This is a genomic window from Micromonospora sp. DT68 (genome assembly GCF_049847245.1).
Lineage (GTDB): Bacteria > Actinomycetota > Actinomycetes > Mycobacteriales > Micromonosporaceae > Micromonospora > Micromonospora profundi.
The window spans coordinates 227,053-247,033 of sequence record NZ_JBNCNZ010000005.1 but is presented as its reverse complement, the minus strand read 5'-3'; the positions used below and the strand labels follow the sequence as shown (position 1 = coordinate 247,033).

18 protein-coding genes are annotated in these 19,981 nt (G+C 70.6%); 11 read left to right on the top strand and 7 right to left on the bottom strand.

Going from position 1 to position 19,981, the window contains the following annotated elements; all coding sequences use genetic code 11:
- The first annotated feature begins 3 nt into the window (after window positions 1–3).
- Both ACPXB1_RS11860 and ACPXB1_RS11855 read left to right on the top strand, forming a co-directional pair.
- Window positions 4–747: an IclR family transcriptional regulator gene (locus ACPXB1_RS11860; protein ID WP_355589027.1), complete on the top strand. Its 744-nt coding sequence runs from the start codon at window positions 4–6 to the stop codon at window positions 745–747.
- Window positions 744–1,352, top strand: coding sequence for a bifunctional 4-hydroxy-2-oxoglutarate aldolase/2-dehydro-3-deoxy-phosphogluconate aldolase (locus ACPXB1_RS11855; RefSeq protein WP_425735216.1), 609 nt, complete (start codon window positions 744–746; stop codon window positions 1,350–1,352). Before ACPXB1_RS11860 ends, ACPXB1_RS11855 begins: the two co-directional genes overlap by 4 nt.
- Window positions 1,353–1,442: 90 nt before the next feature.
- Here the strand turns inward: ACPXB1_RS11855 and ACPXB1_RS11850 are convergent, their stop codons facing one another.
- Genes ACPXB1_RS11850 through ACPXB1_RS11830 form a run of 5 tightly spaced genes read right to left on the bottom strand, consistent with a single transcriptional unit; the run spans window position 1,443 to window position 7,055 of the window.
- The gene (locus tag ACPXB1_RS11850; protein WP_425735215.1) at window positions 1,443–2,018 is read right to left on the bottom strand and encodes a GNAT family N-acetyltransferase; all 576 of its coding nucleotides are present in this window, start codon (window positions 2,016–2,018) and stop codon (window positions 1,443–1,445) included.
- Window positions 2,008–4,077 carry a penicillin acylase family protein gene (locus ACPXB1_RS11845; RefSeq protein ID WP_425735214.1) on the bottom strand — a complete coding sequence of 690 codons (2,070 nt, stop codon included), beginning with the start codon at window positions 4,075–4,077 and terminating at the stop codon, window positions 2,008–2,010. Before ACPXB1_RS11845 ends, ACPXB1_RS11850 begins: the two co-directional genes overlap by 11 nt.
- Complete coding sequence (locus tag ACPXB1_RS11840) at window positions 4,074–4,895, bottom strand: ABC transporter ATP-binding protein (RefSeq protein ID WP_355589033.1); 822 nt, start codon at window positions 4,893–4,895, stop codon at window positions 4,074–4,076. Before ACPXB1_RS11840 ends, ACPXB1_RS11845 begins: the two co-directional genes overlap by 4 nt.
- A 29-nt stretch (window positions 4,896–4,924) precedes the next feature.
- The gene (locus ACPXB1_RS11835) at window positions 4,925–5,953 is read right to left on the bottom strand and encodes a FecCD family ABC transporter permease (protein WP_355589035.1); all 1,029 of its coding nucleotides are present in this window, start codon (window positions 5,951–5,953) and stop codon (window positions 4,925–4,927) included.
- A 55-nt stretch (window positions 5,954–6,008) separates the two neighbouring features.
- Entirely contained in the window at window positions 6,009–7,055 is a 1,047-nt protein-coding gene (locus ACPXB1_RS11830; protein WP_355632492.1) for a FecCD family ABC transporter permease, read from the bottom strand.
- Window positions 7,056–7,200: 145 nt separating this feature from the next.
- Between ACPXB1_RS11830 and ACPXB1_RS11825 the strand changes: the two genes are divergently transcribed.
- The 7 genes from ACPXB1_RS11825 (at window position 7,201) to ACPXB1_RS11795 (ending at window position 16,763) form a co-directional block, all read left to right on the top strand.
- Complete coding sequence (locus ACPXB1_RS11825; protein WP_355589037.1) at window positions 7,201–8,232, top strand: ABC transporter substrate-binding protein; 1,032 nt, start codon at window positions 7,201–7,203, stop codon at window positions 8,230–8,232.
- A gap of 112 nt (window positions 8,233–8,344) precedes the next feature.
- Window positions 8,345–9,916, top strand: a complete 1,572-nt coding sequence (locus tag ACPXB1_RS11820; RefSeq protein ID WP_425735213.1) for a pyridoxal phosphate-dependent decarboxylase family protein — start codon at window positions 8,345–8,347, stop codon at window positions 9,914–9,916.
- A gap of 67 nt (window positions 9,917–9,983) precedes the next feature.
- Window positions 9,984–11,264: a lysine N(6)-hydroxylase/L-ornithine N(5)-oxygenase family protein gene (locus ACPXB1_RS11815; protein ID WP_425735298.1), complete on the top strand. Its 1,281-nt coding sequence runs from the start codon at window positions 9,984–9,986 to the stop codon at window positions 11,262–11,264.
- Window positions 11,261–11,839 carry a GNAT family N-acetyltransferase gene (locus ACPXB1_RS11810; protein WP_425735212.1) on the top strand — a complete coding sequence of 193 codons (579 nt, stop codon included), beginning with the start codon at window positions 11,261–11,263 and terminating at the stop codon, window positions 11,837–11,839. Before ACPXB1_RS11815 ends, ACPXB1_RS11810 begins: the two co-directional genes overlap by 4 nt.
- Window positions 11,836–13,674 (top strand): IucA/IucC family protein, encoded by a 1,839-nt coding sequence (locus ACPXB1_RS11805; RefSeq protein ID WP_355589041.1) that lies wholly within the window; start codon window positions 11,836–11,838, stop codon window positions 13,672–13,674. Before ACPXB1_RS11810 ends, ACPXB1_RS11805 begins: the two co-directional genes overlap by 4 nt.
- A 34-nt stretch (window positions 13,675–13,708) precedes the next feature.
- Complete coding sequence (locus tag ACPXB1_RS11800; protein ID WP_355589043.1) at window positions 13,709–14,209, top strand: DUF1772 domain-containing protein; 501 nt, start codon at window positions 13,709–13,711, stop codon at window positions 14,207–14,209.
- Between the two features lie 220 nt (window positions 14,210–14,429).
- Complete coding sequence (locus ACPXB1_RS11795) at window positions 14,430–16,763, top strand: beta-L-arabinofuranosidase domain-containing protein (RefSeq protein WP_425735211.1); 2,334 nt, start codon at window positions 14,430–14,432, stop codon at window positions 16,761–16,763.
- An 18-nt stretch (window positions 16,764–16,781) separates the two neighbouring features.
- Here ACPXB1_RS11795 and ACPXB1_RS11790 read toward each other — a convergent pair whose 3' ends face one another.
- Complete coding sequence (locus ACPXB1_RS11790; RefSeq protein ID WP_355589047.1) at window positions 16,782–17,243, bottom strand: MarR family winged helix-turn-helix transcriptional regulator; 462 nt, start codon at window positions 17,241–17,243, stop codon at window positions 16,782–16,784.
- Between the two features lie 146 nt (window positions 17,244–17,389).
- Between ACPXB1_RS11790 and ACPXB1_RS11785 the strand changes: the two genes are divergently transcribed.
- Window positions 17,390–17,950, top strand: coding sequence for an NADPH-dependent FMN reductase (locus ACPXB1_RS11785; protein WP_425735210.1), 561 nt, complete (start codon window positions 17,390–17,392; stop codon window positions 17,948–17,950).
- A 38-nt stretch (window positions 17,951–17,988) separates the two neighbouring features.
- Here ACPXB1_RS11785 and ACPXB1_RS11780 read toward each other — a convergent pair whose 3' ends face one another.
- A complete protein-coding gene (locus tag ACPXB1_RS11780) occupies window positions 17,989–19,116 on the bottom strand; it encodes a hypothetical protein (RefSeq protein WP_425735209.1) in 1,128 nt (375 codons plus the stop codon).
- A 195-nt stretch (window positions 19,117–19,311) separates the two neighbouring features.
- Between ACPXB1_RS11780 and ACPXB1_RS11775 the strand changes: the two genes are divergently transcribed.
- A complete protein-coding gene (locus tag ACPXB1_RS11775; protein WP_355589052.1) occupies window positions 19,312–19,974 on the top strand; it encodes a fasciclin domain-containing protein in 663 nt (220 codons plus the stop codon).
- Window positions 19,975–19,981 lie beyond the last annotated feature (7 nt).

The window sequence follows — 19,981 nt, the reverse complement described above, 5'->3', positions numbered from 1 at the left end:
GGCGTGTCCGAGGGCGTCGACCGGGCGATGCGGGTGCTCGAACTGCTGGCGCGTGAGCCGGCGCAGCTCGGCGCTGTGGCCGCCGATCTGGGCGTGCACAAGTCCACAGCGCTACGCCTGTTGCAGACCCTTGAGGCTGGCGGGTTCGCCCGCCGCAGCGACGGCGGCTGGGCAGTGGGCCTGCGTCTGATCGACCTCGCCCAACAGGCGCTGGACTCCCTGGACGTGCGCGCGGTGGCCCGCCCGCACCTGGCGGCGCTCGGCCGCGAATGCGGGCACACCATCCACCTGGCCCAGCTCGTCGACGACGACCTGGTCTACGTGGACAAGATCGAGGCCCGTGGTCAGGTGCGGATGTACTCCCGGATCGGTCGCACCGCGCCCTTGCACGCCAGCGGGGTGGGCAAGGTGGTGCTCGCGTACAGCCCGGAGTCCCGGCTGACCCGGCTGGTCGACGGCGCCGAGCTGCGCGCGTACACCCAGGCCACCATCTGTGATCCGGCCGCCCTGCGGGCGGAGCTGGCGACCGTCGCGGAGCAGGGCTGGGCCGCCGACGACGGCGAGTTCGAAACGCTCATCACCTGCGTGGCGGCGCCCGTGCGGCAGGCCGACGGGTCGGTCACCGCGGCGGTGTCGGTGACCGCGCCGACGGTGGTGGCCACCCTCGCCGACCTGCGCCGCCTGCTGCCCCGCCTGTTGGCCACCACCCGGCAGATCTCCCGCGACCTCGGATGGAGTGCACAATGACCACGACGGACTTCGACCACATCTTCGGCACCGCCCGGGTGATGGCCATCCTGCGCGGCCTTCCGGTCGCCGAGACCGTCCGCCTCGCCGAGCGCGCCTGGGATCTCGGCATCGACGTGGTGGAGGTCCCGGTGGCCACGCCCGACGCGGTGCCGGCGCTTTGCGCCGCCGTCGAGGCGGGCCGGGAGCGTGGCCGGATCGTCGGCGCCGGCACCGTGCTCGACGAGTCGCAGGTCGTCGCCGCGGCGGACGCGGGCGCCGCGTTCACCGTCGCGCCCGGCCTGGACCTCGCAATCGCCGACGCTGCAGCCGCCCGCGGCCTGCCGCACCTGCCTGGCGTGGCCACCCCGACCGAGGCACAGCAGGCGCTGCGGCACGGCCTCACCTGGCTCAAGGCGTTCCCGGCCATCTCGCTCGGCCCGGCCTGGTTCAAGGCCATGGCCGGCCCGCTGCCGCAGTTGCGCTTCGTCGCCACCGGCGGCCTCGACGCCGGCAACGCCGCCCAGTTCCTGAATGCCGGAGTACGCGTGGCAGCCGTAGGCTCAGCCCTCACAGACGAAACCCAGCTAGACCACCTGGCCAAGCTAGCGGGGCACCCGTCCTGAACCCGCCGCGTCGATCTTGCGCTTACTGCCCCGACGAAAGCCGCTAATCGGGACTCATCGGCGACCACAAGTGCAAGATCGACGGGGCGGTCAGCGGGGCTTGGCCGTGGGGCGGTCGAGGAAGAACAGGCGGGCGCGCTTGTCCGGCAGGTTGACTAGCGGGCCGGGGCGGAAGCCGGTGCGCAGCAGGCGCTCGATCATGCGGTCGTTGCGGGCGTCCGGCTCCATCACGATCCGCTGCCGTGTCGGGTCGGCGAGGACGAAGTCCAGGATCGCCCCGAACAGCGCACCGGTGAAGCCGGGCTCGACAGTTGACGGTGGCCCGATCAGCAGGTGCACGCCGACGTCGCCGGGGCGTACCTCGTAGCACTCGCCGACCGGGTCGGCCTCGGGCTGGTAGGTCTGCGCCAGCGCTGCCGGCACGCCGTCGCGGTGCACCAGGTAAGCGTGGTGGGTGTCCAGCGAGTCGAGGTACGCGTAGATCTCGTGCACCCGCTCGCGGCTCGCGTCGAGCATCCCCCAGAACCGGGCGCGTTCCTGGGTGACCCAGCCGTGCAGCAGGTCGGCGTCCTCGTCGGGTCGCACCGGCCGGATGGTGACCACACCGAACCCGGGGACGTCCCGCCGGTAGTGGTGCCCGTCGACGGCGAAGGTGTCACTGCTCATCTGGCTCCTCGGTGAGTTCGGCCCAGTCGGTGGTCACCGGCAGCAGTTCGCCGGCCAGCCACGCTGGGCTCTGGTCGTCGTGGTGCCTGTCGCCGGGCACCCCGCTGGCGCCCAGCGGGACCACCCAGCGGCTGTCGGCACGCCGCGCCAGGTCCCACACGAAACGCGCCGCGGGCCCCCGGAAGCACCGGTGCGTCACCCCGGGCACGCTTGAGGTCGCCAGCACGCAGTCGTGGTCGCCGTCGAGCCGGGCGCCCGGTCCGGCAGCCTGGTCGGGCAGCGCCCGCCACGGCGTCAGCCTGTGCAGGTCCCCCCAGGGCACCGGCCGTTCGGCCGCGACCTCCTCGGCCGCCGCGCGGACCACCGCCGCAACGTCCACGTCGGGCAGCGCGGTGCCGCCGAGCAGGTGCTCCAGCGCGTAGCCCACCCGCGGCGTCAGCGCCAGCCAGGGCGCGAACACCTCGGGGTACGCGGGCGGGTCGGCGAGCGCGGCCAGCGCCGGATGGGCGGCGAACCGGCGGACGACGGCGGCCCGCAGTGTGGCGAAGTCCGCCGCGTCGGTGCTGTCGGCGTTCATCCGCCGGTCCCAACGCAGCAGCCGGTCCCGCAGCGCGGCGGTGGCCGGGGCGAGCCCGGTCAGGTCCCGCAGCACCGCCAGCAGCGCGCCGGCCGACCCCAGATACGTGTCGGTGTGCACGGCTGCCATCTGGTCGGCAGTCCAGCGCTGCCCGGCGTCGAGCAGTTCGCCGATCCGGCGCGCGCGGTGCGGTGGGGCGAACTCGACTCCGAGGGGTGCGGCCAGCCCACGGTCGTTTGCCATCACCGCCCGGCCGGTCACCTCCGCCCGGGGCATCGGGGTGTGCCAAGCCCGCCAGGCGTGGGCGGCCTCCCAGGCCGGGACCACCCGCCGGCAGTTGTCGGGATGCCGCACCGGCACGGCGCCGGCGACCCGGTGCAGCAGTCCGCCCATGGTGTCGGCCGCCTGCACCACGTTCACCGGCTCCACCCAGCGCTCCACCGCAGCGTCCACATCGGCAACGGTACGGGCGCGCAGCAGCGCGGGAAGGACCGCGAAGCCCAGCTCGGAGCGGACCCGCGGCGGATAGCGCAGGCTGATGCCCGTCTCGTCGTCCGGCCCGCCGACGATCAACGGGCCCCGGTCGGTTTCCACCACGTCCACCCGCACCGGCTCCGCACCGGCTACCTCGATCGTCTCGACATGGTGGTGGACGTCCTGCCAGCCGTCCGGGCCGAGCGCCCGCACCCGTGTGCCGTCCCGGCGCAGCCGTTCGGCGTACAGGTCCTGGTAGTCGGCCATCGCGTTGGTGATCGCCCACGCCACCGCCCCGGTGTGACCGAAGTGGGCGATCCCCGGTACGCCGGGCACGGCCAGCCCCACCACGTCGTACTCCGGGCAGGCAAGCCGGATCTGCTGGTAGACGCCCGGATCTTCGATGAAGCGGTGCGGGTCACCGGCGAGCAGGGCCGCGCCCGTGCCGGTGCGCTCGGGGGCCAGCAGCCACCCGTTGCTGCCGGCGACTGCCGGCCCGTCGATGGCGAACAGGTCGACGGATGCCGGGCCGAGCTGGTGCGCGACGTGCTCGCGCCAGAGCTTGCCGGGGAACCCGGCGAACAGGATGTGGTGGCCCAGCCACACCGCGAGCGGCGTCCACGGCTCCCACCGGCCGGGGGCCAGCCCGACCGCCGCGAACTCCGGTGTCCTGCCCGCCCCGGCGGCGAGGCTGTCGTTGACCCCGTCGACGTACGCGCCGACCCACTCGGCGGTCGCCGGGTCCAGCGCGGCGTGGCAGCGGCGGGCGGTGTCGGCGAGCCGGACCTGCCGGGCGAAGCGGTCCCAGGCGAGTGCGTCGGCGCCGAGGAACGCGGCGGTGGTGCCCTGTGCCCGGTGCCGTTCCACCTCGATCTGCCACGCCCGGTCGTACGCGGTGGCCCGGCCTTGCGCCGCCGCGAGGGCGAGCGGGTCGTCGGCGCGCAGGTGCGGCACTCCCCAGCTGTCGCGGAACCGCCTGGCGGGACGCCGAGCATCGTCCTCGGTCACGCCAGCCCCGGCACCGTCACGGTGGCCCGTCGGCGGGCGGCCGGGACGACGAGGGGGGTGCCGGTCTCCGGGTCGTCGATCACCTGGCAGGGCAGCCCGAACACCTCGCCCACAAGGTCGGCGGTGACCACCGTCGCGGGGTCGCCGGCGGCCACCACGCGGCCGTCGCGCATGGCGATCAGATGGGTGGCGTAGCGGGCCGCGTGGTTCAGGTCGTGCAGCACCACGACGAGCGTGCGCCCCTGCTCCTCGTGCAGTTGGGCGCAGAGGTCCAGGATCTCGATCTGGTGGGCGATGTCGAGGTACGTGGTCGGCTCGTCGAGCAGCAGCAGCGGGGTCTGCTGGGCCAGCGCCATGGCGATCCAGACCCGCTGCCGTTGCCCGCCGGACAACTCGTCGACGGGCCGGTCGGCGAGGTCGGCGACGCCGGTGGCGGCCATCGACTCGTCGACGATCCGTTCGTCCTCGCGCGACCACTGCCGCAGCAGCCCCTGGTGGGGGTAGCGACCCCGGGCCACCAACTCGGCGACGCTGATGCCGTCCGGCGCGATCGACGACTGCGGCAGCAGGCCGAGGGTACGGGCCACCTTGCGGGCCGGCAGGTCGTGGATGTCCCGACCGTCGAGCAGCACCGCGCCGGCACTCGGACGCAGCATCCGCGACAGCGCACGCAGCAGCGTCGACTTGCCGCAGGCGTTCGGGCCGATGATCACCGTGAACGATTTGTCGGGCACCGCCACAGTGAGGTTCTCGGCGATGGTGCGCCGATCGTAGGCGAGCGTCAGCCCGGTGCCACCGAGGCGGGAACTGCCGTGCATTGATGCTCCTTCGAGGCTGTCGCGGGTGTTCACAGCCGACCTGCCCGGCGTTCGACGGCAAGCAGCCACACGAGGTAGCCGCCGCCGATCATCCCGGTCACCACGCCGACGGGGAGTTGGTGCTCGGTGAACGCGCGCTGCGCCAGCAGGTCGGCGCCGACCATCAGGGCCGCGCCGAGGGCCATCGACGGCAGCAGGTTCGGGCCGGGCGACCGTGTGAGCCGCTTGGCCAGGTGCGGCGCGACAAGCGCCAGGAAGGACACCGGGCCGGCGGCGGCCGCCGAGAACGAGACGAGGAGCACCGCTGCGGCGAGTAGGACGAGACGCAGCCGGCGCACGGGCACCCCGAGGGCGCTTGCCGTGTCGTCGCCCAACTCCATCATCCGCAGCGCGGGGCCGCAGACGACGAGCACCAGTGGCGTCAGTACGGCGGTGACGACCAGCAGCGGCCCGGCGTTGGCCCAGCCCCGCCCGTCCAGGCTGCCGGTGAGCCAGAGCACCGCGCGGGCGGCATCCATCAGAGGGGCCCGGGTCAGCAGGTAGCCGTTGACTCCGGTGAGGATCGCGGCGACACCGATGCCGACGAGGATGAGCCGGAAGCCGTGCACGCCGCGTCGCCAGGCGAGTGTGTAGATCAGCAGGCCGGTGCAGAGCCCGCCGACGACCGCCGCGCCGGCCAGGGCCATGCTGCTGCCGCCGAGCACGACCACCACGAGCGCGCCGGTCGACGCGCCCTGGGTGAAGCCGAGCATGTCGGGGCTGCCCAGCGGGTTGCGGACAAGCGACTGGAAGATCGTGCCGGACAGCGCCAGCGCCGCGCCGACAAGCAGGGCGGTGACCAGCCGGGGCAGTCTCAGCTCGTTCACGATGAACTGCTCGGCCGCGGTGCCGTCACCGCCCAGGGTGCGCAGCACGTCGGCGGGACCCATCGGGTAGTCGCCGCTGCCCAGCGCGACCAGGCCGAGCCCGGCCGCGAGCACTGCGGCGCCCGCGCCGACGGCAAGCGCGCGGGGGCGGAACCGCAGGGACAACCCGCCGGGGGTACGGATGACAGTCATGTCGCCGCTCCGCTGCGCTGCGCGCTGGCCTGCCGCGCCGAAACGCCCGGCCCGCTCACGGGTGCGCCACCCGGGAACGGGTGACCAGCCAGAGGAAGAGCGGGCCGCCCAGCACTGCTGTCACCATGCCCACCTGGAGCTCACCGGGCCGGCCGAGCACCCGGCCCAGCACGTCGGCGCCGAGCAGCAGCACCGGCGCGAGCACCGCGCAGTACGGCAGGAGCCAGCGCAGGTCGGGGCCGGTCAGGGCGCGTACGAGGTGGGGCACCAGCAGTCCCACGAAGACGATCGGGCCGCAGGCCGCGGTCGCCGCGCCGCAGAGCAGTGTGACAGCGACGATGACTGCCACCCGGATGAGCGCGGGTCGAGCGCCCAGCGCACGGGCGGCGTCGTCGCCGAGCGCGAGGGCGTTCAGCGGGCGGGCGGCGGCGAGGGCGACCAGCAGACCGACCACGATGAACGGTGCCACCCGGGTCACTGTCGCGGCGTCGGCGCTGGCCAGCGAGCCGACCGTCCAGAACCGCAGCCGGTCCAGTGACGCGGTGTCCAGCATCATGACCGCGCTGACGTACGAGTAGAGAGTGGCGTTGAGTGCCGCGCCGGCCAGCGCGAGGCGGGCCGGGGTGGCGCCACGTCCGCCGCCGACGGCGTAGACCAGGGCGGTGACCACCGCTGCGCCGGCGAGCGCGAACCAGACGTACCCGCCGATGGCGGTGACGCCCAGCAAGGCGGCGGTGGCCACTGCGGCGGACGCGCCCGCGTTGATGCCGAGCAGCCCGGGATCGGCAAGTGGGTTGCGGGTGAGGGCCTGCATCACCGCGCCGGCCATGCCGAGCGCCGCGCCGGCAAGCAATCCGAGCAGGGTGCGGGGCAGGCGCATCTGGTGCACCACCGCGTACTCGGCGGCGTCGCGGTCCAGCAGCCCGGACCAGACGTCGGCAAGCGGCAGGGACTTGGCGCCGACCGCGATGCTGAGCACCAGGACGACGCCGAGCAACGCCACGGCGGCGATCAGGCCGGCGGCGCGTGCCGCCTGGCGGGAGCGCCGCGCCGGCTGCGGCGCGGTCGGTGATGCCGTCGACCCGGGCGCGGATCGCGCCAGGGTGCTGACGGACGGTGTGGCGTCCAGGGTGAACTCCGGGGGTGTGGCGACACGGCGTACCGCTGTTGACAATGTCCGAGGTTAGGCTAACCTAAGCCCGCTGTCCCGGTCGACCCCGGCCGTCCCTTGATCGAAAGACGACACCATGCCCGAATCTTTGTCCGCCCGTCGCCTGTCCCGCCGTGGCCTGCTGGCCGCCGGAGGCGCCGCCACCCTTGCCGCTCTGCTCGCCGGCTGCGGCAAGGACGACGACGCGAAGCCCGCCGCCGGCAACACCGGTGGCCCCTGGTCGTTCACCGACGACCGCAACAAGAAGGTCGAGGCGGCGGCCCGCCCGGCACGCGTGGTGGCCTTCACCGGGGTGGCCGCAGCACTTGTCGATTTCGGTCTCGACAAGCAGATCGTCGGCGTGTTCGGTGAGACCAAGCGGGCCGACGGCACGACGGACCCGCAGGCTGGCGACCTCAACGTCGAGTCCGTGGAGATCCTCGGCAACGTGTGGGGCGAGTTCAGTGTCGAGAAGTACGCGGGCCTGCGCCCCGAACTGCTCGTCACGCACATGTACGACCCCGACGCCCTCTGGTACGTGCCGGACGAGAGCAAGGACAAGATCCTGCCGCTCGCGCCAAGCGTCGCGATCACCACGGCCCGGGTACCGATGACCAAGCCCATCGAGCGGTACGCCGCCCTGGCCGAGTCGCTCGGCGCGGACCTGTCCGCCAAGAAGGTCACCGACGCGAAGACCCGCTTCGAGGCCGCCGCCGAGAGCGTCCGCCAGGCCGTCAAGGCCAACCCCGGCATCAAGGTGATGGCCTGCTCCGGCAGCCCCGACCTGTTCTACGTCTCCAACCCCAAGGTGAGCACCGACCTGATGTACTTCGCTGAGTTGGGCGTCGACATCGTGGTGCCCAACAAGCTCGAATCCGGCGACTACTTCGAGGCGCTGAGCTGGGAGAACACCGGCAAGTTCCCAGCCGACCTGATCCTGCTCGACAACCGCAGCACAGCGCTTCAGCCCAAGGACCTGGCCGCCAAGCCCACCTGGGGTCAGCTGCCGGCGGTCAAGGCCAACCAGGTGACCCCGTGGGACGCCGTGCCCCGCTTCTCGTACGCCGGTGCCGCCCCGCTGCTGGAGAACCTGGCCACCGCGATCAAGAACGCCAAGAAGGTCAGCTGACGCGACGGCGCGTCTGAGCGGCGACACATCCCACAAGGCAGTACGACCCCCGGGCGCGTGACCGCGACGGGGGAGGGTTCCGGCTGCCCATCGTCGAGAACGTGGAGGACACGTGACCGTGCCGACGTACCCCGCCGAGAGCATTCCACCGGCACCGGCCACACAGTGGCCGGCCGCCGGGCCGCCGGGGACACTGGCCGGTGCGCGGGCGCAGCTGCTGCACGACGGCTCGGTCGAGCACTACCGGCGGACGATCGCCGACGGTGTCGACCGGGTCGTCCGGCGGGTGGCCACAGTGCAGCAGCCTGCCACGGGCATCACCCCCGCCGACCTGGCCCCCGTCGTCGACCGGGTCGACCTGGACCGGCCCCTCGGCGACGCGGGCGCGGCACTTGACGAGCTGGAGGACGTCTACCTGCGCGACACCGTCTGGTTCCACCACCCCCGCTATCTGGCCCACCTCAACTGCCCGGTGGTCATCCCGGCGTTGCTGGGTGAGGCGGTGCTCAGCGCGGTGAACTCCTCACTGGACACCTGGGACCAGAGTGCCGGCGCCACCCTCATCGAGCGACGGCTGATCGACTGGACCGCCGCCCGCGTCGGCCTCGGCCCGCACGCCGACGGCGTGTTCACAAGCGGGGGCAGCCAGTCGAACCTCCAGGCGCTGCTGCTGGCCCGGGAGGAGGCGTGCGCCGCGGCGCTCACCCCGGCGGCCCGCGCGGAGCTGCTGCCCCGGCTGCGCGTGCTCACGTCCGCCGCCGGCCACTTCAGCGTGCAGAAATCGGCAAAGCTGCTCGGTCTCGCCCCGGACGCGGTGGTAGCGGTGCCCACCGACGCGCGGCGGCGGATCCAGCCCGCCGCCGTCCGCGACGAGATCGACAGGTGCCGGCAGGCCGGGCAGGTGGTGATGGCTGTCGTCGGCACCGCGGGCACCACCGACTTCGGCTCCATCGACCCCCTCGCCGAACTGGCCGGGATCTGCGCGGCGGCCGGCGTCTGGCTGCACGTGGACGCCGCGTACGGCTGCGGTCTGCTCGTCTCACCGACGCGCCGGCACCTGCTCGACGGCATCGAGCGGGCCGACTCGGTGACAGTGGACTACCACAAGTCGTTCTTCCAGCCGGTCAGCTCCAGCGCGCTGCTGGTGCGCGACCGGCGGGTGCTGCGGCACGCCACCTACCACGCCGACTACCTCAACCCGGCGCGGATGGTGGAACAGCAGATCCCCAACCAGGTCGACAAGAGCCTGCAGACCACCCGCCGCTTCGACGCGTTGAAGTTGTGGCTGACGCTGCGGGTCATGGGCCCGGATGGCCTCGGCACGCTCTTCGACGAGGTGGTCGACAGGGCTGCGGACGCCTGGCAACTGGTAAGCGAGGATCCACGCTTCGAGGTGGTGACCCGCTCCGAGCTGAGCACAGTGGTCTTCCGCTACCTGCCCACCGGTCCGGGTCGCGACCTGGCCGACGGGGCCAACCTGTACGCCCGGGAGGCGCTTGCCGCCTCCGGTGCCGCGCTCGTCGCCGGGACCCGTGTCGACGGCCGGCACTTCCTGAAGTTCACGCTGCTCAATCCGGCCACCACCGTCGACGATGTGGGCCACGTCCTCGAACTGATCGCCGCCCATGCCGGCCGGTACGTGGCCGAGCGCACCGCCGCCGACCTGGCCTGCCATGTCGGCTGACGCCGGTGCCGAGCAGGCTGCCGCGTTGACCGACCCCGTGACCTCGCAACCGCGCCGGGAGGCCCGGATGTCCACCCACGACTTCGTCGCCATCGGGCTCGGCCCGTACAACCTGGGGTTGGCGTGTCTCACCGCGCCGATCGACGAGCTGGACGGCGTGTTCCTGGAGGCCCGGCCCAGCCTGGCCTGGCACCCGGGAATGCTGCTGGGGTCGGCCCGGTTGCAGACCCCGTTCATCGCCGACCTGGTAAGCCTCGCAGACCCCACGTCGCCGTACTCCTTTCTCAACTATCTGAAGGAGATCGGCCGGCTCTACCCGTTCTACATTCGGGAGAGCTTCTATCCGCTACGCAGTGAGTACGACGCGTACTGCCGGTGGGCTGCGGCGAAGCTGCCGAACCTGCGCTTCGGTCAGACAGTGGCCACAGTCGAGTACGACGCTGCCGACGAGCAGTACGTCGTGCGGGCCGACACCAGCGCGGGGGAGAGCGTCGAGTACCGCGCCCGGCACCTGGTGCTCGGCACCGGCACCCCACCGCACCTGCCCGCCGCCGTGGACGGGCTGCCCGGCGACGCGGTGCACAACTCGCGCTACCTGGAGCACCGGGACGCGCTGCGCACCAAGCGCAGCATCACTGTGGTGGGCAGCGGGCAGAGCGCCGCCGAGATCTACCACGACCTGCTCGGCGACCTCGACCGGTACGGCTACCAGCTCAACTGGGTGACCCGCTCGCCGCGGTTCTTCCCCCTCGAGTACACGAAGCTGACGCTGGAGATGACCTCACCGGACTACGTGGACTACTTCCACGCGCTGCCCGAGGACACCCGCTACCGGCTGGAGGCCGAGCAGAAGGGCCTGTTCAAGGGGATCAACGCCGACCTGATCAACGACATCTTCGACATGCTGTACGCCCACAGCGTCGACGGTCCGGTGAACACCCGGCTGCTGACGAACACCGAGCTGGTAAGCGCCGAGCACAGCGATGGGGAGTACACGCTGGGGTTGCGGCACGTCGAGCAGGAACGGGACTTCACACTGCGTACCGAGGGGCTGGTGCTGGCCACCGGCTACCACTACCGGGTGCCGGAGTTCCTCGCGCCGGTGCGCGACAGGATCCGCTGGGACGCGCACGGCCGCTTCGACGTGGCCCGCAACTACAGCATCGACCACACCGGCCGGGGAATCTTCCTCCAGAACGCCGGCACCCACACGCACAGCATCACCTCGCCCGACCTGGGCATGGGCCCGTACCGCAACTCCTTCATCATCCGTGAGCTGCTCGGCCGGGAGCACTACCCGATCGAGAAGAGCATCACCTTCCAGGAGTTCGGGGTGACGACGTCGTGACCACTGTCTTCACCCGCACCGACGGGCGGCTCGGCGAGTTCGCGCTGCGTACCCTCGATCCGGACGGCGACGTCGCGCTGCTGCACGCCTGGGTGACGAACCCGAAGGCGGCGTTCTGGCTGATGCAGGACGCCGACGAGGCAGCCGTGGCCACGGAGTACCGGCGCATCGCCGAGCACCCGCACCACGACGCGTACCTCGGGCTGTGGCGGGGGAGGCCCGCCTTCCTCGCCGAGCGCTACGACCCGGCCCACGTCGAGCTGGTCGGGCTCTACGACAACCAGCCCGGCGACGTGGGCATGCACTTCCTCTGCGCGCCCACCGACGCCCCGGAGCACGGCTTCACCCGCGCGGTGATCACCACAGTGCTGGCGTGGCTCTTCGCCGACCCGGCGACCCGGCGGGTGGTGGTGGAGCCGGACGTGCGCAACACCGCAGTGCACGCGTTGAACGCCGCCGTCGGCTTCGAGGTCGTCGGTCAGATCGCCAAGCCGGAGAAGGACGCGCTGCTCAGCGTCTGCACCAGGGCCCAGTTCCACGCCGCCGTCATCGACCTCGAAGGAGCCCAGGCGTGACCGCCACCGCCGTTCCCGCGTCACCGTCCGCGCCGGCCGTCGCCGACGACCCGGTCGGGCACCTCACGCCGCAGCGCTGGGCGCGGGCCAACCGGCTGCTGGTCCGCAAGGCGCTCGCCGAGTTCACCCACGAGCGGCTGATCACGCCCGAGCCGGTGCCCGGCGACGACGACCGGCAGTGGTACGAGGTCCGCAGCGACGACGGCACTGTCACCTACCGGTTCGCCGCCCGGCTGCTCGCACTGGAGCACTGGCAGATCGACGCCGACAGCATCATCCGGCACCGCGACGGCGCTCCGCTGCCGCCCGACGCGGTGGATCTCATCGTCGAGCTGCGCGGCACCCTCGGACTCTCCGCGCAGGTGCTGCCGGTCTACCTGGAGGAGATCACCTCCACGTTGGCCGGCGCCGCGTACAAGCTGGCCCAGGCCGGGCCGAGCGCCGCCGAGCTGGCCGTGGCCGACTTCCAGACCATCGAGACGTCGATGACCGAGGGGCATCCCTGCTTCGTGGCCAACAACGGCCGGCTCGGCTTCGGGGTCGACGAATACCACAGGTACGCCCCGGAGGCCGCCGCGCCGGTCCGCCTGGAGTGGTTGGCAGCGCACCGGGACCACTCGACGTTCAGCAGCGCCGCCGACCTCGACTACGACACCCTGATCGAGGGGGAGCTGGACGCGTCGACCCGTGACCGGTTCGCGGCCACGATGGCCGGTCTCGGCCTGGACCTCGCCGACTATCACCTGATCCCGGCGCACCCGTGGCAGTGGTTCAACAAGCTGGCTGTCACGTTCGCCGGTGAGCTCGCCGAGCGCCGGCTCGTGCACCTCGGCCCCGGGCCGGACGAGTACCTTGCCCAGCAGTCCATCCGTACGTTCTTCAACGTCACCGAGCCGCGCCGGCACTACGTCAAGACCGCCCTGTCGGTGCTCAACATGGGCTTCATGCGTGGGCTGTCCGCCGCGTACATGGCCGCCACTCCGGCGATCAACGACTGGCTTGCCGACCTGATCGCGGGCGACGAGGTGCTTGCCGGCACCGGGTTGACAGTGATCCGGGAGCGGGCCGCGGTGGGCTACCGGCACCGGCAGTACGAGGCGGCCACCGAGCGCACCTCCCCGTACCGGAAGATGTTCGCCGCCCTGTGGCGGGAGAGCCCGGTGCCGGGCCTCGCGCCGGGGCGACGACTGACCACGATGGCCGCGCTGCTGCACGTCGACGATGACGGTGGTTCGCTGGCGGCGGCCCTGATCGCCCGGTCGGGGCTGGCGCCGCAGGTATGGCTGCGTCGCTACCTGGACGCCTACCTCACCCCGCTGCTGCACAGTTTCTACGCCCACGACCTGGCCTTCATGCCGCACGGCGAGAACGTCATCCTGGTCCTCGACGAGAACGACACCGTCGAGCGGGTGATCTTCAAGGACATCGCCGAGGAGATCGCCGTGCTGAGCGCCGACGTCGTCCTGCCCGAGGCGGTGGAGCGGATCCGGGTCGAGGTGCCCGACGACACCAAGCTGCTGACCATCTTCACCGACGTCGTCGACTGCTTCCTGCGGCACCTCAACGCGGTGCTCGTCGATGCCGGAGTGCTGCCCGAGGACGACTTCTGGCGGACGGTAGCGGCCTGCGCTTCCGACTACTTCGACCGGGTGCCGCACCTGGCCGAGCGGGTACGCCACTACGACCTGTTCGCACCGGAGTTCACGTTGTCCTGCCTCAACCGGCTGCAACTGCGCAACAACAAGCAGATGATCGACCTCGCCGACCCGTCGGCAGCGCTCCAGTTCGTCGGCACCCTTACCAACCCGCTGGCCGCCCACGCCCCACGCCGCTGACACCGCCTGCGTCCGGTGGTGCAGTGTGGTGGGCATGGGTCTCCTCCGTACCGCGAGCCTTCTCGCCGCCGCCCTCACCACCGGTCTGACCGCAGGCCTGTTCACCGCGTTCGCCTACGCGGTGATGCCGGGTCTTCGCCGCACCGACGACCGCACGCTTGTGCTCGCCATGCAGCGGATAAACGAGTCCATCCTCAACGGATGGTTCGCCGTCTGCTTCGGTGGCGCGCTGGTGTTCACGCTTCTTGCGGCGGCGCTGCACCTGGACGCCGGACACCGGGCGGTGCTGCCGTGGATCGTCGCGGGGCTGCTGTCATACCTTGTGGTGCTCGGCCTGACCGCAGTGGTGAACGTGCCGCTCAACAACGTGCTCGCCCGAGCCGGCGACATCGACCGGGTCGCTGATCCCGCGGCGCTCCGGGAGCGTTTCGAGACGCCATGGGTACGCGCCAACGTGGTCCGTGCCGTCGCGTCGACCGTCGCGTTCGGGCTGCTCGCCTGGGCTCTGGTCGAGGCCGGCAGACTGTCCGCCTAGCCGCTCGTGTTATCGATAACACCGCCGGCGCCGGTGCATCACCACGGGTAACAGCGCTGATCAACGGTCGAACCACACTCATTGTCTTGAATGAAAGCGTCGATCGGCCGTAACATGCCGGACACGGATGTGAGCGCTAACGCTCGTGTCTGACCGCCCTGTCGAGCCCCGTCCCGCCCGGCTGTGCTCCGTCGCCTGTTGCGCTCTCCGTGGAGGTTCCATGTCACCCCTGCCCATCAGTCGTCGCCGCGTGCTGCAAGCCGCCGGCGCCACTGCCGTCATCTCCGCCACCGGCGGAACCGTCCTGGGCGCCGGCCCCGCCGCCGCTGCCGTCGTCCCACCGGCGCGCGCCGACCTTGGCGTCGGGGCCTACCCCTTCGAGCTCGGTCAGGTGCGACTGACCACCGGCCGCTGGCTTGACAACCAGAACCGCACCCTCAACTACCTGCGCTTCGTCGACGTCGACCGACTGCTCTACAACTTCCGGGCCAACCACCGGCTGTCGACGAACGGCGCCGCCACCAACGGAGGCTGGGACGCGCCGTCGTTTCCGTTCCGGACCCACATGCAGGGGCACTTCCTGACCGCCTGGGCACACGGGTACGCCGTGCTCGGCGACACCACCTGCCGGGACAAGGCGAACTACATGGTGGCCGAGCTTGCCAAGTGCCAGGCGAACAACGGCGCTGCCGGGTTCGGCGCGGGCTACCTCTCCGGCTTCCCGGAGTCCGACTTCACAGCGCTCGAGGCGCGGACGCTGTCCAACGGCAACGTGCCCTACTACTGCATCCACAAGACCCTCGCCGGCCTGCTCGACGTGTGGCGCTACACCGGCAACACCCAGGCACGCACGGTGCTGCTGGCACTGGCGGGCTGGGTCGACACCCGGACGAGCCGGTTGAGCTCCAGCCAGATGCAGTCGATGCTGGGCACCGAGTTCGGCGGCATGAACGAGGTGCTCACCGACATCTACCAGCAGACCGGCGACGCGCGGTGGCTCACCACCGCCCAGCGGTTCGACCACGCCTCCGTGTTCAACCCGCTGGCCGCCAACCAGGACCAGCTCAACGGACTGCACGCCAACACGCAGGTGCCCAAGTGGGTGGGCGCCGCACGGGAGTTCAAGGCCACCGGCACCACCAGGTACCGCGACATCGCCTCCAACGCCTGGAACATCACTGTCGGCGCGCACACGTACGTCATCGGCGGCAACAGCCAGGCGGAGCACTTCCGGGCGCCGAACGCCATCGCCGGCTACCTCAGCAACGACACCTGCGAGCAGTGCAACACCTACAACATGCTCAAGCTGACCCGCGAGTTGTGGCTGCTCGACCCCAACCGGACGGACTACTTCGACTTCTACGAGCGCGCCCTGATCAACCACCTGATCGGCGGCCAGAACCCCGCCGACAGCCACGGCCACATCACCTACTTCACCCCACTGCGGCCGGGCGGGCGTAGGGGCGTGGGTCCCGCGTGGGGCGGTGGCACCTGGAGCACCGACTACAACTCGTTCTGGTGCTGCCAGGGCACCGGCCTGGAGATCAACACGAAGCTGATGGACTCCATCTACTTCTACAACGGCACGACCCTGACGGTGAACCTGTTCGTGCCGTCGGTGCTGACCTGGTCGCAGCGGGGCGTCACCGTCACCCAGGCCACCAGCTATCCGGTTAGCGACTCCACCACGCTCACCCTGTCCGGCACCATGAGCGGCTCGTGGAGCATCCGGGTCCGCATCCCGGCGTGGACAAGCGGCGCGACGATCAGCGTCAACGGCGTGGCGCAGTCCGTGACCACCACACCCGGCAGCTACGCCACGATCACCCGGACCTGGGCCGCGGGCGACACCGTCACTGTGCGCCTGCCGATGCGGGTGATCATGCGGGCCGCCAACGACAACGCGTCCGTCGCCGCCGTCACGTACGGGCCGAGCGTCCTCTGCGGCAACTACGGCAACACCACACTGAACGCGCTTCCGTCCCTTGCCGTCTCGTCCATCGCCCGGACCAGCACCAGTTCGCTCGCGTTCACCGCCACCGCGAACGGGGCGACGGTCAACCTCGGGCCGTTCCAGGACGCCCACGGCTTCAACTACACCGTCTACTGGAACACCTCGGGCAGCAGCGGCGGTGGCAGTCACCGGCTCGTCAACGTCGGTACCGGCCTGGTCCTCGGCATCCAGAACATGTCCACGGCCGACGGCGGGCTCGCCGTGCAGTGGGGTGACAGCGGCACCGCCGACCACAACTGGGTAGTGGTGACCGACGGCGACGCCGTCCGGTTCCGCAACGTCAACAGCGGCAAGGTCCTCGGTGTGGAGAACATGTCCACCGCCGACAACGCCCGCGTCCTCCAGTGGGCCGACAACGGCACCGCCGACCACCGGTGGATCCTGGTGAACAACGGGGACGGCACCTACAAGATCCGCAACGTCAACAGCGGCAAGCTGCTGGGCATCCTGAACGGGTCGACGGCATGGGGTGCGCAGGCCGTGCAGGACCCGGACAACGGCAGCGCCGACAACCGCTGGCGGCTCGTGCCCAACGCCTGACGACGAGCCCGACCTGGCTCAGTCGGTCGTGCCGACCCGCTCGAACGCGCGGGCCAACTGAGCCAGGTCCAGGCCCTCGAAGTGCCGCAGGAACCGCCGACGTACGGCCGCCAGGTGGCTCGGCCAGGATTCCTCCAGGCGGGCCAGGCCCGCCTCGGTGAGGATGGCGTTCCAGCCGCGGGCGTCCTCCTCGCAGCGTTCCCGCTTCACCAGGCCCAGGGTCTCCAGCCGGGTCACGGTGCGGGTCATGCCGCTGAGCGAGAGGTGGCAGACCGAGGCGAGTTCGTGCATGCGCATCCGCCGCTCCGGGGCCTCGGAGAGGTTCATGAGCGCCGTGTACTCGGTCAGCGGCAGTTGGCGGTCACTGGCCATGTCGGCGTCGATCGTGCGGGGCAGCACGTACATCATCTGGCCCAGGGCGCGGACCAGTGCCTCCTCGTCGGGGGCGAGGGGACGTGGACGGGCGGGGCTGTCGGACATCCCTTCAGCATAGTTGCTTGATTGAGCAAGTGCTCACGCTCCGTGTGACGACGGTCATGGGCGCTGTTGTTGCTTGACCAAGCAAGTAATGGCTACGGTTCTCGACGGCACGCAGACCACGAACCTTTCGGAAAGGCGCCAACACCATGACCAGGATCGGGATCATCCTCGGAAGCACCCGCCCGGGGCGTAACGGTGAAGCCGTGGCCCGCTGGGTCCTCGATGTCGCCAGGCAACGCTCCGACGCGGAGTTCGAGCTGATCGACCTGCTCGACTACAAGCTGCCGCACCTCGACGAGGCGTATCCGCCCGCGATGGGGCAGTACACCCAGCCGCACACTTTGCGCTGGGCCGAGACGATCGCGTCGTTCGACGGGTTCGTGATGGTCACCCCCGAGTACAACCACTCCACCTCGGGGGCACTGAAGAACGCCATCGACTTCCTCTACGCCGAGTGGAACAACAAGGCCGTCGGCTTCGTCAGCTACGGCTCGGTGGGTGGGGCGCGGGCCGTCGAGCACCTGCGTCTGGTCGCCGGTGAGCTCCAGATGGCCGACGTACGCTCGCAGGTCGCGCTCTCGCTCTACACCGACTTCGAGAACTTCAGCGTCTTCACGCCCAACCAGCACCAGCAGGACGCGCTCGAGGTCACCCTCGACCAGGTCGTGGCCTGGAGCACCGCGCTCGCACCGCTGCGCCAGCGCTGACCTACGAGGCGGCCGCGGGACGGGATCCCGCGGCCGCCTCAGCTCGACCTACGGAGGCGGTTCGACTGGCTCCTCGCCAGCCGTTCGACTCGCCATCGTCCATATTCGTGGACCAGGGCGAGATAAAGGGCGACGGGGGCGACCGGAGTCCAGGCCCGCGCCGGCAGTCCGCCGGTCAGCCGCCGCAGAACGGACCGGACATCGAAGGGAATGAACTCCCACGACTCAATCTCCAGCGCACGGTCCTTTGCGCTTCGTTGCAGGCGGCGATCGAGTTGCTCTGAGCTGAGGTCGTGCGCATACGCCACGAACACCGAATCCCATTGGTGACGCTCGGTGTCGATGGTGAAGCCGAGCAGGGCCAGGCGATACTCATGGTCTTCGAGGGACAGCTCCTCGCACAGCCCTCTGCGGGCGGTGGCATGGAGCCGAGGTGGAAGACCACTTGGGGAGTCGAGCTTTGCGCTGAGCCCTTCGTCTGCCGAAACCCCCCAGTGCAGAGGGCGTGATCCGACGTTGGGGCCACGCTGGCAGATCAGGACACGGTGGTCGGTCGTAATGACCAGAACGCTGGTGCCGATGCTCAGCGACATGAACGCAGGTGCCCGGCGGTGGCCGACGGGGTCGATCCATCTGCTCCGCGGCGTGGTGCCGTCCCTGAATCGCCTGTCGAGGTGCTGACTGGCCAGGAAGCTGTAGTAGTCGGTTCGTCGTAGCTGAAGGAAGATTTCGACTTCCTCGTCGCGGTCGGTTCGCTCCTCAACAAGCTCCTCGACTGCGAAACAGTCGCCGTTCCAGTGATGCGGTGCCCCAGCTGCCCTCTTTGCCTGCTCCTCAGTGGCGATCTCCGACCGCCATGCCGCCAACTCCGCAGGTAGTTCAAGGGGTTCGTCACTGACTACGAGATGCACCAGCTCCTCCCTGATGGCCTCGGTGCCGTCACCTGCCACGATCATGCAAGGCGATGTGACACCGCCGAACTCGAACTCCGCCACGTTCGGTGTCCGCCGTCTCGGCCGTAGCCGCCTGCTCCTTCGACGAATCCGTTGCAGGCGTTTCTTGAGCGGATCCTCAAAGCCCACTGTCATCAGCAGGCCCAGCACCGCCCCGATGAGAAGACCGCCGCCGCCCGTGGAAATCCACGTCAGTGCTCCCTTGAGCGTCACGGTGGGAGCTTATCGATGAAGCACAATCGGCCGGGCTACCCGATCACGGCATAGAACTGCGCGCCTGCGTACCCCTGATGGCGCGCCTGTAGTCGAACTTTTTCGGCCGTCGATGCATCCGGGTGACCTACCTGGTGCGAAGCATGGATCGTGACGAGACGTCACGGATCCGTCGCATCGACGAAAGGCCCGCTGATGAAGATCGCACGACTCGCCGCCAGGATGGCCGTGGGCGCCATGGCCACCGCGCTGGCCACCACGGCTGTCGCGGTGCCGGCCGCTTCGGCGACCGGCAAGGCCAAGCCGCTCGGCACGACGTCCCTCGCCCAGGTGCTCACCAAGGACACCAGCGGCTTCGACCGCAACTCGCGGGACTTCGACGTGCTGACCGCCGCCGTGCTGGCCGTCCTGGAGGCCAAGCCCAACTCGCCGGTCAAGGTGCTCACCGACGGCACCGTCGCTCTGACCGCGTTCATTCCGACCGACGCCGCGTTCCAGCAGCTGGTACGCGAGATCACGCAGGCCACGAAGCTGCCGAGTGAGAGCGCCGCGTTCAGCGCCGTCGCCGGCCTGGGCATCGACACCGTGGAGAACGTGCTGCTCTACCACGTGGTGCCGGGCGCCACTGTCGACCGCAGGACGGCGGTCCGGGCCGACGGCACGGACCTGACCACCGCGCTCGGCTCGACCGTCGAGGTCGACGTGCGCACCTACCTGTACATCTTCCGCCAGGTGCGGCTTGTCGACGCCGACACCAACGACCGGGACGCCCGCGTCGTCACCTTCGACGTCAACAAGGGCAACCGGCAGATCGCGCACTCAGTGGACCGGGTGCTGCGCCCGATCGACCTGCCCTGATCGGGTT

Coding starts and splice junctions, on each gene's coding strand:
- ACPXB1_RS11855 (WP_425735216.1), top strand. CDS start 744: ATGACCACGACGGACTTCGACCACATCTTCGGCACCGCCCGGGTGATG.
- ACPXB1_RS11850 (WP_425735215.1), bottom strand. CDS start 2,018: ATGAGCAGTGACACCTTCGCCGTCGACGGGCACCACTACCGGCGGGAC.
- ACPXB1_RS11840 (WP_355589033.1), bottom strand. CDS start 4,895: ATGCACGGCAGTTCCCGCCTCGGTGGCACCGGGCTGACGCTCGCCTAC.
- ACPXB1_RS11835 (WP_355589035.1), bottom strand. CDS start 5,953: ATGACTGTCATCCGTACCCCCGGCGGGTTGTCCCTGCGGTTCCGCCCC.
- ACPXB1_RS11825 (WP_355589037.1), top strand. CDS start 7,201: ATGCCCGAATCTTTGTCCGCCCGTCGCCTGTCCCGCCGTGGCCTGCTG.
- ACPXB1_RS11815 (WP_425735298.1), top strand. CDS start 9,984: ATGTCCACCCACGACTTCGTCGCCATCGGGCTCGGCCCGTACAACCTG.
- ACPXB1_RS11800 (WP_355589043.1), top strand. CDS start 13,709: ATGGGTCTCCTCCGTACCGCGAGCCTTCTCGCCGCCGCCCTCACCACC.
- ACPXB1_RS11795 (WP_425735211.1), top strand. CDS start 14,430: ATGTCACCCCTGCCCATCAGTCGTCGCCGCGTGCTGCAAGCCGCCGGC.
- ACPXB1_RS11790 (WP_355589047.1), bottom strand. CDS start 17,243: ATGTCCGACAGCCCCGCCCGTCCACGTCCCCTCGCCCCCGACGAGGAG.
- ACPXB1_RS11785 (WP_425735210.1), top strand. CDS start 17,390: ATGACCAGGATCGGGATCATCCTCGGAAGCACCCGCCCGGGGCGTAAC.
- ACPXB1_RS11775 (WP_355589052.1), top strand. CDS start 19,312: ATGAAGATCGCACGACTCGCCGCCAGGATGGCCGTGGGCGCCATGGCC.